We start from the raw sequence: 14,230 nt of genomic DNA, 5'->3' as shown, positions 1-14,230 counted from the left end.
CGCAACAATATAATGTTTGGGCAGGTGTGAGTGTAATTTTTCTAAACAGCGGGACGTAACCTTAAATGGCGCGCATCGTGATGAAATTCGGCGGCACTTCGGTAGCCGATCTGGAACGCATCTATAATGTGGCGCGCCACGTCAAACGCGAGGTCGAGGCAGGCAATCAGGTTGCTGTTGTCGTTTCGGCCATGTCCGGCAAGACCAACGAGCTGGTCGGCTGGGTGCAGAACATGCCGAAAGTATGCGGCGCAAGCTCGCCTTTCTATGATGCCCGCGAGTATGACACCATCGTCGCTTCCGGCGAGCAGGTGACGAGCGGCCTATTGGCGATTGCGCTTCAATCCATAGGCGTTGATGCGCGTTCGTGGCAGGGCTGGCAGATTCCGATCAAGACCGACAACGCCCATGGCGCGGCCCGTATTCAGGACATCGACGGTTCGGAAATCATCCGCCGCATGGAAATGGGTCAGGTTGCCGTCGTTGCCGGGTTCCAGGGCATCGGCCCTGACAACCGTGTGGCAACGCTTGGGCGTGGCGGTTCTGATACGTCTGCTGTCGCCATTGCTGCCGGTGTGAAGGCGGATCGCTGCGATATTTATACAGATGTCGATGGCGTCTACACCACCGACCCCCGCGTAGAGCCGAAGGCGAAGCGTCTTTCGAAGATTTCCTTCGAGGAAATGCTGGAAATGGCATCGCTTGGTGCCAAGGTTCTGCAGGTGCGCTCGGTCGAACTCGCCATGGTGCACAAGGTGCGCACTTTCGTGCGCTCGAGCTTTACGGACCCAGATGCGCCGGGCATGGGTGATCCGATCAACCCGCCCGGAACCCTTATTTGCGACGAGGATGAAATCGTGGAACAGCAGGTCGTCACAGGTATCGCCTTTGCGAAGGATGAAGCTCAGATTTCGCTGCGGCGCGTGGCCGACCGGCCGGGCGTTTCGGCAGCCATTTTCGGGCCGCTCGCCGAAGAGCACATCAATGTCGACATGATCGTGCAGAACGTGTCGGAAGACGGCTCCAAGACCGACATGACCTTCACCATTCCGACCGGCGATGTCGACAAGGCGCTGAAGGTGCTGGACAAGGTCAAGGGCGAGATCGGCTTCGACAATATCCAATCAGAAACCGGCCTTGCCAAGATTTCGGTGATCGGCATCGGTATGCGCAGCCATGCAGGCGTTGCCGCCACTGCCTTCAAGGCACTGGCCGAAAAGGGCATCAATATCCGCGCCATCACAACGTCTGAAATCAAGATTTCGATCCTGATTGACGGCCCCTATGCGGAACTGGCCGTGCGTACGCTGCACGCGGTCTATGGCCTCGACAAGTAAGCAGCCAGCTCAGATTCCATTTTGAAACATAATTATATGCAGGGCCGCGCAGCCGAAAGGGTGCGCGGCCCTGCAACATTTTGCGAGCAGCGACTATTTGTTCTGGACGCGGGTGTCAAAAATGCTCACAAAGGGATTGGCGTAACGCTTCGCGGGCGGGTATTGGGAATCGGCTGGCGGAACGCACGTCAGCAATTTTGAAGGAGCCCCCGACGATCATGCGTGAGCTGACAACCGGTCCCCGCGTACTGCTAAAGCGGTTGCGCGAATTGATGGCAGAGCCGCTGGAACCGCAGGCGCGCCTCGACCGGATCGTTCGTGAAATCGCCCAGAATATGGTCGCGGAAGTCTGCTCCTTCTATATATTGCGCGCTGACGGCGTCCTTGAGCTTTACGCTACCGAAGGTCTCAATCCGCAGGCAGTCCACCTTGCCCAGCTTCGTCTCGGTCAGGGTCTGGTCGGCACGATTGCCGCAAGCGCCCGTCCCCTCAATCTGACCGATGCGCAAAGCCATCCAGCTTTCGCCTATCTGCCGGAAACGGGCGAAGAAGCCTATAATTCCTTCCTCGGCGTTCCCGTTCTACGCGCTGGCCGCACTTTGGGCGTTCTTGTCGTCCAGAACAAGACCAAGCGGGCATATCGGGAAGACGAGGTCGAAGCACTTGAAACCACCGCTATGGTCCTTGCCGAAATCATCGCGACCGGTGACGGTCTGCGTCTGGCCCGTCCGGGCATAGAGCTTGATCTCGGTCGCCCGATGAGTGTGACAGGACAGGCTTTCAACGACGGTATCGGCCTTGGCCATGTGGTGCTGCATGAGCCGCGCATCGTCGTCACCAATCTTTTCAACGAGGATAGCCAGGCGGAGCTGAACCGGCTGGATGAAGCGCTTGGCAGCCTGCGCATATCCATCGACGACATGCTTTCGCGCCGCGATGTGGCGGTGGAGGGCGAGCATCGCGAAGTGCTCGAAGCCTATCGCATGTTTGCGCATGATCGCGGCTGGGTGCGGCGTCTGGAAGAAGCCATTCACAACGGTCTGACTGCCGAGGCGGCAGTCGAAAAGGTGCAGAGCGACACGCGTGCGCGCATGGTGCATCTGACCGACCCCTATATGCGCGAGCGCCTGTCGGATTTTGACGATCTCGCGAACCGTTTGCTGCGCCAGCTCATGGGACGCGACATCAAGACCATCGCCGAATCGCTGGTCAAGGATGCCATCATTGTCGCGCGTTCCATGGGGGCTGCCGAACTTCTGGATTATCCTCGCGAGCGCTTGCGCGGTGTTGTTCTGGAGGACGGCGCCGCCACGAGCCACGTCGTGATTGTCGCCCGTGCAATGGGTATCCCGGTGGTCGGCCAGGCCAAGGGCATTGTATCCATGGCCGAAAACAACGATGCGGCAATCGTCGACGGCGATGAAGGCATCATGCATCTGCGCCCGCAGTCCGATCTGGAAACGGCTTATGCCGAAAAGGTTCGGTTCCGGGCGCGGCGTCAGGCCCATTATCGGGAATTGCGGGACAAGCCATCCGTCACGAAGGACGGCGTCGATATCTCGCTTCTGATGAATGCCGGGCTTCTCGTCGATCTGCCGCAATTGTCGGCTTCGGGTGCGGCGGGGATCGGTCTGTTTCGCACCGAACTTCAGTTTATGGTGGCCTCGACATTCCCACGTGCCGAGCAGCAGGAACGTCTTTATCGCTCGGTCATCGAGGCGGCAGGCGACAAGCCGGTGACTTTCCGGACGCTTGATATCGGTGGAGACAAGGTTCTCCCTTACTTCAGTTCGACCGTGCAGGAAGAAAATCCGGCGCTCGGCTGGCGCGCGATCCGCCTGACGCTCGACCGTCCGGGGCTGTTGCGCACCCAGCTACGGGCGCTTCTGAAAGCGGCGGGCGGACGCGAGTTGAAAATCCTGCTGCCGATGATCACGGAAGTCAGTGAAGTGAAGGCCGCGCGCGAGATCATTGATCGTGAAGTCCGTCATTTGTCGCGGTTCGCTCATCAGTTGCCCATGGGGTTGAAACTGGGAGCGATGATCGAGGTACCGTCGCTGCTGTGGCAGCTTGAGGAGCTGATGTCGCTTGTCGATTTCATCTCCGTCGGGTCCAACGATCTGTTCCAGTTCCTGATGGCGACGGATCGCGGCAACTCGCTGATGTCGGGTCGCTTCGATCAGCTTTCGCCTGCATTCCTGCGGGCGTTGCGCTTCATCGTGGAAACCGGCAATCGCCACGGTAAATCGGTTACCCTGTGCGGTGAAATGGCCAGCAGGCCGCTTCCAGCCATGGCGCTGGTAGGCATCGGTTTTCGGTCGATCTCCATGTCGGCGGCGGCAATCGGCCCGGTCAAGGCCATGCTTGATGCGCTGGACGCAAGCAAGCTTACGGCCTTGCTGGCGGAAGAGCTGGATAAGCCGAACAGTGCGCATTCGCTGCGCGAAATGCTGATGAGATTTGCGGAAGACAACGATATTCCGTTATAGCGAAGCAGATCTAGAGCATTTCCAGCAAAAGTGCGAAGCGGTTTTGCGTCGGATAATGCGACAAAACAAATAGTTGGAGCATTTCCAACGGTTCAAAAAAATAGGAAATGCTCTAACTGACTGAACGGTCGCGGTGCAGGATTGCGCGGCGTCCCGTTTTGCATTCTTGCACGCCGCTGATAATTTTTAGGACATGACATGATCGCATTGCCGCAGGACCGGATGGACCAGCTTTTGAAGCGGTTCTCAATGATCGAAAGCCAGATGGCCAACAATCCGGATTCGGAAACCTATGTGAAGCTCGCATCGGAATATTCCGAGCTGCAGGAGGTGGTTGGCAAGATTCGCGAACTGACCGACTCCCGCAAGGAAGCTGTCGATCTGGCGGCCATGCGTGACGATGCCTCCACGGATGCAGAGATGCGTGCACTTGCGCTGGAAGAGCTGCCGGGCGTGGAAAAGCGGATTGAAGGACTGGAGCAGGAAGTCCAGATTCTGTTACTGCCGAAGGACGCTGCCGACGAGAAGAACGCCATTCTCGAAATTCGTGCCGGTACGGGGGGGCTGGAGGCGGCACTGTTCGCCGGTGACCTGTTCCGCATGTATGAGCGTTATGCCGCCGAAAAAGGCTGGCGGGTCGAGCTGGTCTCGGCCAGTGAAGGCGATGCTGGTGGTTATAAGGAAATCATCGCCACCGTTTCCGGCAAGGGTGTGTTCTCCAAGCTCAAGTTCGAATCGGGCGTGCACCGCGTGCAGCGTGTGCCTGAAACGGAAGCCGGCGGACGCATCCATACATCGGCGGCAACCGTCGCGGTTTTGCCTGAAGCCGAGGATATCGACATTGAGATCCGTAATGAGGATATCCGCATCGATACGATGCGGGCATCGGGCGCCGGTGGCCAGCACGTGAACACGACCGATTCGGCGGTTCGCATTACGCACATCCCGACCGGTATCATGGTCGTTCAGGCTGAAAAATCCCAGCACCAGAACCGCGCACGCGCGATGCAGATTCTCCGTGCACGCCTTTACGACATGGAGCGCCAGAAGGCAGACACCGAACGTTCTGAATCACGTCGCAGCCAGGTCGGTTCGGGCGATCGCTCCGAGCGTATCCGCACTTATAATTTCCCGCAGGGACGCGTCACCGATCATCGCATCAATCTGACGCTTTATAAGCTCGACCGGGTTATGGAAGGTGATCTGGACGAACTGGTCGATGCGCTGATTTCCGATCACCAGACCGCACTTCTGACGGAACTGGGGCATTAGAGCGCGTTTCGATCTGATTCAAGCAGATTGGCCAGATCGGCGCTCTAGATATTTGTTTTGAACCGCGCATCTTTTCCGAAAATCGTTTCACACTTTTCGGGATGCGCTCTAAGGGTGAGCGAAATGCGTCTCGACCGCCTGATGGCTGATGCACGGACGAGGCTTCGTGCGGCAGAACTGGATACGCCAGACCTCGATGCACGGCTTCTGGTCGAATGGGCAACCGGCAAGACGCGGCTCGATCTGATATCCGCACCTGAGCAATTGGTTGATTCTGCGGTAATCGAGACGCTTTCCGATGCGCTGGACCGCCGTGAAAAGGGTGAGCCGGTTCACCGGATCATGGGTGTTCGCGAGTTCTTCGGCCTGCCTTTCCGGCTCTCCGCTGCTACGCTTGAACCGCGTCCCGATACGGAAGTGCTGGTGGAGCTGGTCATTCCGGCGCTGGAAGCGCTTGCGGTGCAGAAAAACACGCTTGAACTCCTCGATATGGGGACGGGAACGGGCGCGATCATCATCTCGCTTCTGCATCGCTTCGAGCGCGCACACGGCATTGGTCTCGACATGGCGGAGGGGGCGCTTGCAATGGCGCGAATCAATGCTGTCGCCAATGGTGTGGGTGACCGGTTCGCAGCGCTCAAAAGCGACTGGTTTGAAAATGTGAGCGGGCGGTTTCATCTTATCGTCTCAAACCCGCCCTATATTCCGCATGAAGACATTGCGGGACTGTCACGCGAAGTGCGCGAACATGACCCATTGGCTGCGCTCGATGGCGGGTCTGATGGACTGAATTTCTACAGAGCCCTTGCACAGAAGGCAGCAGATCACCTATATAAACAAGGAATGGTTGCCGTAGAGATCGGCGCCGGACAATTCCAGGATGTTGAAGCGCTGTTCGAAAGCGCAGGTTTTTCCCTCGCAGGACATGCGAGTGACCTTGGCGGCCACAGAAGGGCCATGCTTTTCGCGTACAAATCAAATACGTAATTTTGATGCGGCGAACCGCTAAAAAACACTTGGAATTTGCGGCGAAGCCGTTTAGTTTCCGGCCACCGTATACAGCCAGAATGGTTTTGCCCGCTGATGGGCGGTGGCGGAAATGCTCCATGACGATTTTTGGTCATGCTCCCCGAAGGTTCTTTGGGGATGGCTTGTGCGGAAGTACACGACTTTCAAGCATAATCTCGAAGAGCAGAGCTTTTCGGAATGGTTATGCATTAATGCAACCGCGGAGTTTCGGTGACCCATAGAGGTACCTAACTCAGGAGCAGTCGATTTGTGGGAAGTTTTTAGGGCGTACTTCCTCCATGGCTCGATAGCGTGAAACCGGCAGCTTTTTGGCTGTGGAGTTTCTACGCCCTTTAATCTGAAAAGAGATGAATATGAGGCCAGCACAGCAGAACAGGCGCATGCGCGGACGGGGGAATAACAATAATAACAACAACAACCGCAAGGGCCCCAATCCTCTGTCGCGCAATTACGAAAGCAATGGCCCGGATGTGAAGATCCGCGGCAATGCGCAACATATTGCAGAAAAATACTCGGCACTTGCGCGGGACGCACAGGCATCTGGCGATCGCGTGATGGCAGAAAATTATCTTCAGCACGCTGAACATTACAACCGCATCATCATGGCGGCCATGGCGCAGAATCCGGTGCCATTCCAGCGCGAGGAAACCTTCGACGATGACGGTGCGGATGATGAGGAAGCAGGTTTCACGCCTGTCGCAGCACAACCACAGCCCGTCAACGGTTCCGGCCCGCAGCCGGTTATCGAGGGCACGCCTGCCGAGGTCGTTTATGGCGAAGATGGTGGCGAGCCGGTAAAGTCCGGTGAAGGTCGCCAGCAGCCGCGCGAGCGCGACAACCGCGATCGTCGTCTGGGTCGTGGCCGCCGTCCGCAGCGTGAGCGCTTCAACGCTGACGAGCGTTCTGACGAACAGCCGCAGGAAAAACAGGCTCAGCCGGTGGCTGAAGAAGCTCCGGCTGCAGCCGTGGTCGAGCAGGCAGCACCAGTGGCCGCCGAGGCCGCTCCTGTTGCCGATGCATCTTCTGCGGATGAGGCCGCGCCACGTCGCGCCACGCGCCGTCCTGGTCGTCCGCGCCGCGCCGCCAAGGATAGCGGTGATGAGACGCCGGTAACGGAATCTGCGGATTCCGACGCCTGATCGTCCCTGTGTATCAAGTTAAAAATGGCGCGGTTTCCGCGCCATTTTTATTTGATTCTTCACGTGTCTGTAACCCTTGCCGAAACCCGGCCATCGTCCCATATGCTGTCTTGGAAAGAAGTCCGCCCAGTGTGGGGGCTTCGTCACCATACATCTTCTGGTGCCGCTTGATGGGCCGGAAGGCAAAGGAGACATCATGAATATCGAAAAATATACGGAACGCGTCCGGGGCTTTATCCAGTCTGCACAGACTTTCGCGCTGTCGTCCGGCAACCAGCAATTCACACCCGAACATGTGTTGAAGGTTCTCGTCGATGATGACGAAGGACTTGCCTCGTCCCTGATCGAACGCGCGGGCGGGCGCATTGCCGATGTGCGCATCGGCTTGCAGAGTGCGCTCGAAAAGCTGCCCAAAGTGTCGGGTGGCAACGATCAGCTTTATTTATCGCAGCCGCTTGCCAAGGTCTTCTCGCTTGCCGAGGAGCTTGCCAGCAAGGCCGGTGACAGTTTCGTCACCGTCGAGCGCCTTCTGATGGCGCTGGCGATGGAAAAATCCGCAAAGACGTCTGAAATTCTTTCCGCTGCCGGTGTGACCCCGACGGCGCTCAACAAGGTCATAAACGATATGCGCAAAGGCCGCACCGCCGATTCGGCGTCCGCTGAAAGCAATTATGATGCGTTGAAGAAATATGCCCGCGATCTGACCGAGGATGCGCGTGCAGGCAAGCTTGATCCGGTGATCGGTCGCGACGAGGAAATCCGCCGCACGATTCAGGTTCTGTCGCGCCGCACCAAGAACAATCCGGTTCTGATCGGCGAGCCGGGCGTCGGCAAGACCGCAATCGCGGAAGGTCTGGCGCTTCGCATCGTCAATGGCGATGTGCCCGAATCCTTGAAGGACAAGCAGTTGATGGCGCTCGATATGGGCGCGCTGATTGCCGGTGCCAAATATCGCGGTGAGTTCGAAGAGCGTCTGAAAGCAGTACTTTCGGAAGTGCAGACGGCTGCCGGCCAGATCATCCTCTTCATCGATGAAATGCATACGCTTGTCGGTGCAGGCAAGTCTGATGGCGCGATGGATGCATCGAACCTTTTGAAGCCTGCTCTTGCACGCGGTGAATTGCACTGCGTTGGCGCGACGACGCTGGAAGAATACCGCAAATATGTCGAGAAGGACGCAGCGCTTGCCCGTCGTTTTCAGCCGGTATTCGTTGATGAACCGACCGTCGAGGACACGATTTCGATCCTGCGTGGCCTGAAGGAAAAATACGAGCAGCATCACAAGGTGCGTGTTTCGGATTCGGCTCTGGTTGCTGCGGCAACCTTGTCGAACCGTTATATCACCGACCGTTTCCTGCCCGATAAGGCCATTGATCTTGTCGATGAGGCGGCATCGCGCCTGCGCATGCAGGTTGATTCCAAGCCGGAAGAGCTGGATGAAATCGACCGTCGCATCATGCAGCTGAAGATCGAGCGCGAAGCGCTGAAGGTTGAAACCGATGCTGCTTCCAAGGATCGTTTCCAGCGCCTCGAAAAGGAGCTGACCGATCTGGAAGAAGAATCGGCGGAACTGACGTCGAAATGGCAGTCTGAAAAGCAGAAGCTCGGACTTGCTGCTGATCTCAAGCGCCAGCTTGAAGAGGCACGCAATGCCCTCGCCATTGCACAGCGAAGCGGTGAATTCCAGAAAGCGGGCGAACTGGCCTATGGCAAGATTCCGCAGCTGGAGAAGCAGCTTGTCGAAGCCGAAAGCCATGAAAACAAGGGCTCTCTGCTTGAAGAGACTGTTACGCCCGACCACGTGGCACAGATTATCTCACGCTGGACCGGTATTCCGGTTGACCGGATGCTGGAAGGCGAGCGTGAGAAGCTGTTGCGCATGGAAGACGAACTTGCGAAGCGGGTCATCGGGCAGGGCGAAGCTGTCCAGGCCATCTCGAAGGCGGTTCGCCGTGCGCGCGCCGGGCTTCAGGACCCTAACCGGCCTATCGGCTCGTTCATCTTCCTCGGCCCAACCGGTGTCGGTAAGACGGAGCTGACCAAGGCGCTCGCCGCGTTCCTCTTCCAGGACGACACGGCCATGGTTCGTATCGACATGTCGGAATTCATGGAAAAGCATTCCGTGAGCCGGTTGATCGGCGCACCTCCCGGCTATGTCGGCTATGAAGAAGGCGGCGTTCTGACGGAAGCCGTTCGGCGCAGGCCCTATCAGGTGATCCTGTTCGACGAGATCGAAAAGGCGCATCCGGATGTGTTCAACGTGCTGTTGCAGGTGCTGGACGACGGACGCCTGACCGACGGACAGGGCCGCACGGTCGATTTCCGCAATACGGTCATCATCATGACCTCGAACCTCGGTGCTGAATATCTCGTCAATCTTGGCGAGAAGGACGATGTCGAGTCGGTTCGTGAGGAAGTAATGGGCGTGGTGCGGGCTGCCTTCCGTCCGGAATTTCTGAATCGTGTCGATGAAATCATCCTGTTCCACCGGCTGCGCCGTGAAGACATGGGTGCGATTGTCGATATCCAGATGCAGCGTCTCCAGATGCTTCTGACCGATCGCAAGATCGTGCTGCAGCTGGAAGAAGATGCACGCGAATGGCTGGCCAACAAGGGTTACGACCCGGCCTATGGTGCACGTCCGTTGAAGCGTGTCATTCAGAAAGAAGTTCAGGATCCGCTCGCCGAGCGCATCCTACTGGGCGACATTCTGGATGGTTCCATCGTCAAGATTACCGCCGGTTCGGACAGGCTCAATTTCCATCCGATTCGCGGTGCGCTTGAGGATGAAGGCCAGAAGATCGACGAGAACGCCTGAACGTTCAAGAGTTGAGGTCATTGGGCGTCGCAACCGGATAGGTTGCGGCGCCATTTTCATGTCTGGCGTGACAAGTTTTCCAGCTTTCCTTCGATGTTGGCCATTTTCATGTCCAGTTCATCTGGCATCTGCTTTATCAGCTAATCAGTTGTTAACCATATTCGCGGCATCCATGGTCTCTCGATCACCCAGGGCATTCTTCATGGCGCATTACACACGCATGCTTCGTTTCGCTTTGTTTGCTTCCGTCGCGGTAACTGCCGTCAACGGTACAGCGCGCGCGGGGGAAGGCAGTTCTGCAGTGGCTACCGAACGCCCGGTACAGCTTGCACAGCTTTATGATCCGGGTGAAGAAATCTATCATGATCGCCGGGTACGGGTCTTTATCGACCAGTATGGCCGCCGCGTTACCATGGATCGTCGCGGGCGTATTCTCAGTGTCGAGGACGCCAATAATTATGACCCGAACGCTTATGACCGTCGGGTTCGCCGCGCACCGCAGCCAGACGACAATTGGACGCTCGATGGTCCAGTCGACGGTGGGGCTCCCTATGACGGTTTCGGCAACGTGCCCGAAGATCCGAACTATTACCCGGACGCTCCAGCGGCACCGCAATATGGCGGCAACCGTGATGGACAGGTGCAACGGTCGGAACTGCCTCCGGCAGGCGATCAATATCCTGACAATACCAACACCAATTCAGCCAACGCCAATCCCGGCTATGATGGCCAGCAGGATTATGGCCAGCCGGGTTACGAACAACCAAGGGGTGTTCCCAATCCGAGCGACATGGCTCCGGCAATCGAAATGCCGAAAGGGCAGGGTGCAAAGGAAAAGATCGCAGCCTATCAGATACTGCTCGACCGCGCCGGTGCATCGCCCGGCGTCATTGACGGTCGTTCGGGCAGCAATGTCGACAAGGCGGCTGCCGCCTATGGCGAGCTGACCGGAAAATCGATCAATCCGACAGACGAAGCGGCGGTCAATGCGGAACTTGAAGCCACAGGTGGCCCAGCCTTCACCGAATACACCATCACCAACGAAGACGTGGGACGGCAATACGTTGCTTCCATCCCGGAAGATTACGCCCACAAGGCGCAGCTTCCGGCGATGGCGTATACCTCGGTCACCGAAATGCTCGGTGAAAAATTTCATATAGACGAGACCTATCTGAAAGAGATCAATCCCGGCGTAAACTTCAATCAGCCGGGTTCGATCGTAAAGATTCCGAACCTCGGCAAGCCTGTCCGGACCAAGGTGGCCCGCATCATCGCCGACAAGGGACGCAAGCAGGTTCGTGGCTATGACGAAGCCGGCAAGCTGGTCGTTGCCTATCCCTCGACCATTGGTTCGTCGGACAATCCGTCACCTTCCGGCGTTGTTCAGGTCGAGCGTATCGCGATCAACCCGAACTACACCTACAATCCGAAGATCAACTTCAAGCAGGGCAATAATGATAAGGTGCTGACCATTCCGCCTGGGCCAAACGGGCCGGTGGGAACAGTCTGGATCGCGCTTTCCAAGCCGACCTACGGCATTCACGGTACGCCCGAGCCATCGAGAATCGGCAAGACGTCAAGCCATGGCTGTGTGCGATTGACCAATTGGGATGCGGAAGAGCTGGCAAAACTGGTGAAAGCTGGCGTAACGGTCGAGTTTACCGAGTAAGCATTCCAGCGAATTCAAAGAGAAAGGCCGGGGCGTTTCCCCCGGCCTTTCTTTTTATCAGCTCTTCGTTGATCCGTTCGAGGCAAGCTTGGTGCCGTTGTCATCACTGTTCAACAGAGTGTCGATGCGATCCCGTTCCTGCTTGAAGGCTTCGAGCTCCTTGCCCGAAAGCGCCTTGTTATCCGGCAGACGAATGCGCAGCGGATCGACCTTGGTGCCGTTCACGATCATTTCGTAGTGAAGATGAGGACCGGTCGAAAGACCCGTCGATCCGACATAACCGATCACCTGTCCCTGCCGCACACGCGCACCGGCGGTAACGCCGCGGGCGATGGCGTTCTGGTGGCTGTAGCTGCTCACATAACCATTGGCATGACGAATCAGGGTCTGGTTGCCATAGCCATTGGTCCAGCCTGCCTTTTCCACGACGCCATTACCGGAAGCGATGATCGGCGTGCCGCGCGGTGCGGCCCAGTCCACGCCGGTATGCATGCGGCTATAGCCAAGGATCGGGTGGCGGCGCATGCCGAACGGTGAGCGGAAGACACCATTGGGAACCGGATTGCGGAGCAGGAACTGTTTCGCGCTTTTGCCGTCGCCGTTGAAGTAGTCGACGCTCCCGTCCGGAGCCTGATAGCGATAGAATTTTCGGGTCGTGCCGCCGAAATTGGCCGAAACATAAAGAAGCTGCGAATCGGCTTCCGGTTTGTCGGGATCGTCCGGCAGCGAGAAGAATGCGTCGATCTGGTCACTCGGCGCAAGCCGTGACTGCAGGTCAACATCGCTTGCGAGCATCTTGACGAGCTGTTCGCGCATCGTCTCCGACATGCCATAAGCGAGCGCGGCCCGGCTGATCCCGTCATAAACACTCGGCAGATTGCCCCGAATGGCCGTCGGCAGGGCATTACCATCAAACGCCGTCTGCAGAAGCGGGGTCTGTTCCGGTTCGTCGGACGGAATATATTGTCCCCTGTCGTTGAGGGCGACCGTCACCAGATGCGTGGTGCGATTATAGATGCTGGCGCGCACGATACGGTCCGTGCCATCCTGCGTCTCGGTGCCGACACGCAAAACGCTGCCTTCCTTGAGGCGCGGCGAGTTCATCAGCTTGGCAAGCGAGTCGGCCATGTTTTCGGCATCGTCGCCGGTATAACCGGCGTCTTCGAGCGCCTGCTTGATATCGGCTGTCTGGCGGAAAGGAATCAGTTCTTCCGAAAAGCCTTCGCCAACCGTCTCGTCATCGCCGCGCTGTGCGACACTGACATTCTCCTGTGTAATCTTCACGCCAAGCGCTGGGCCAAGCGCGAAAGGCGAGTCCGTGCCGCCGAAACGAGCAGGATCGACATAGTGGAGCGATGCAACCTGCACGTCGCCGTCGGTCAGAAGACCACCGGTATCCCGCACAACCTTCTCGACCTCATCCACTGTCAGGTCGCTGGATGCATCGAATGTTGTGCTGTTCATCGGAAAATCGACAACACGCAGACTGACTTCGCTTTCGACCTTGGCGCCGTAAATCTGACCGGCATCGGCAGGCTGCGGTGCCGCAGGTCCTTCCGAAAACACGGTGAGGGCGTTGAAAGCAGGATATTTGCGGCTGGTCGGGTGATCGACGGCGAGAGCCATGCGGACAAATTCGAATGGTCGCGTGCGAATAACTTCGCGTTCACCCACTTTCTGCATCGTCGAAAGATCGAAACGGCGTCGGTCGCGCGCCTTTTGCTGAGAGACGGTGCTGACAAGACGTCCGCCCTTGGTAACAGCGGCTTCGTCGGTCGCACCGGGCATGTCGTTACGGGCAAGGATTTCAGGCGGGGTCGCCAGCTGTTCGCGCCCGTCCAGAGCGGCAAACAATGCAACGCCGATCAGCATGCAGGACGTAACGCCGGTCAGGAAGGTTCCAGCGAGCCAGCGGGCAGAAACTTCACGACGATCTGGTGGCCGCCGCCGTCCGCCTACACTGAGCGGGGGCTCGTCACCCGGATCGAGATTGTTCGGCCCCATCTCTTTCATACTGCTGTAGCCGGTCCTTCTTTATAACTGACCGCACAAAACGTGCTTGAAATCGTTTGTCGGAAAAGCGGACAAACCGCCAATCCGGTATTAAGGTGTCTTCCATTCTGTCGGAAGGCTCCCAAACGGGCATGTGAGTTTTGCCTGCCGAAGAAACGTAAGTCAACGACAAGCCTGCCAGACAACGATTTCCACAATCGCTTGCAAAGTATGGTTCATTGTCGGTTTCAAAAGTTTCGCGGAAATTATTAGGGCAATAAGGCCGGTTTAAGGCCCTCCCAAGTGCGGTTGGTGCAATGAGTGCACTATAATATAAGGCAAATACGTGGAAATCCGACGGCTTGTGGAAAGTTGTCAAAAAAACATCAAAAAACTTCATTGTCGCTGTTGACAGATATGAGGTGTCACCCCTATATACGCCTCCACAACGAGGGCGGCGACGCTGCTAGCGGCAGGTTGGTTCG

8 protein-coding genes are annotated in these 14,230 nt (G+C 57.4%); 7 read left to right on the top strand and 1 reads right to left on the bottom strand.

All coding sequences use genetic code 11. The features are described from left to right. Positions 1-65: 65 nt before the first annotated feature. From CES86_RS11545 to CES86_RS11515, 7 genes are all read left to right on the top strand, one after another. Positions 66-1,337, top strand: coding sequence for an aspartate kinase (locus CES86_RS11545; protein WP_010657494.1), 1,272 nt, complete (start codon positions 66-68; stop codon positions 1,335-1,337). Positions 1,338-1,555: 218 nt separating this feature from the next. Beyond that, complete coding sequence (ptsP, locus tag CES86_RS11540; protein ID WP_012091206.1) at positions 1,556-3,826, top strand: phosphoenolpyruvate--protein phosphotransferase; 2,271 nt, start codon at positions 1,556-1,558, stop codon at positions 3,824-3,826. 198 nt (positions 3,827-4,024) lie between these two features. Next, the gene (prfA, locus tag CES86_RS11535) at positions 4,025-5,098 is read left to right on the top strand and encodes a peptide chain release factor 1 (RefSeq protein ID WP_012091207.1); all 1,074 of its coding nucleotides are present in this window, start codon (positions 4,025-4,027) and stop codon (positions 5,096-5,098) included. Positions 5,099-5,221: 123 nt separating this feature from the next. Continuing rightward, on the top strand, positions 5,222-6,085 hold the full coding sequence (prmC, locus tag CES86_RS11530; RefSeq protein WP_036563219.1) for a peptide chain release factor N(5)-glutamine methyltransferase: 864 nt from the start codon (positions 5,222-5,224) through the stop codon (positions 6,083-6,085). Between the two features lie 395 nt (positions 6,086-6,480). After that, positions 6,481-7,266, top strand: coding sequence for a DUF4167 domain-containing protein (locus CES86_RS11525; RefSeq protein ID WP_029375796.1), 786 nt, complete (start codon positions 6,481-6,483; stop codon positions 7,264-7,266). 196 nt (positions 7,267-7,462) lie between these two features. Further along, positions 7,463-10,084 (top strand): ATP-dependent chaperone ClpB, encoded by a 2,622-nt coding sequence (gene clpB, locus CES86_RS11520; RefSeq protein WP_094514431.1) that lies wholly within the window; start codon positions 7,463-7,465, stop codon positions 10,082-10,084. A 202-nt stretch (positions 10,085-10,286) separates the two neighbouring features. Continuing rightward, positions 10,287-11,753, top strand: a complete 1,467-nt coding sequence (locus CES86_RS11515; protein ID WP_094514429.1) for a L,D-transpeptidase — start codon at positions 10,287-10,289, stop codon at positions 11,751-11,753. A gap of 57 nt (positions 11,754-11,810) precedes the next feature. On the opposite strand, the gene CES86_RS11510 is transcribed toward CES86_RS11515, so the two are convergent. Then, positions 11,811-13,766, bottom strand: a complete 1,956-nt coding sequence (locus CES86_RS11510) for a M23 family metallopeptidase (protein WP_012091212.1) — start codon at positions 13,764-13,766, stop codon at positions 11,811-11,813. Positions 13,767-14,230: the final 464 nt, after the last annotated feature.

Source organism: Brucella lupini, assembly GCF_002252535.1.
Lineage (GTDB): Bacteria > Pseudomonadota > Alphaproteobacteria > Rhizobiales > Rhizobiaceae > Brucella > Brucella anthropi.
This window is presented reverse-complemented; position numbering and strand designations above follow the sequence as displayed.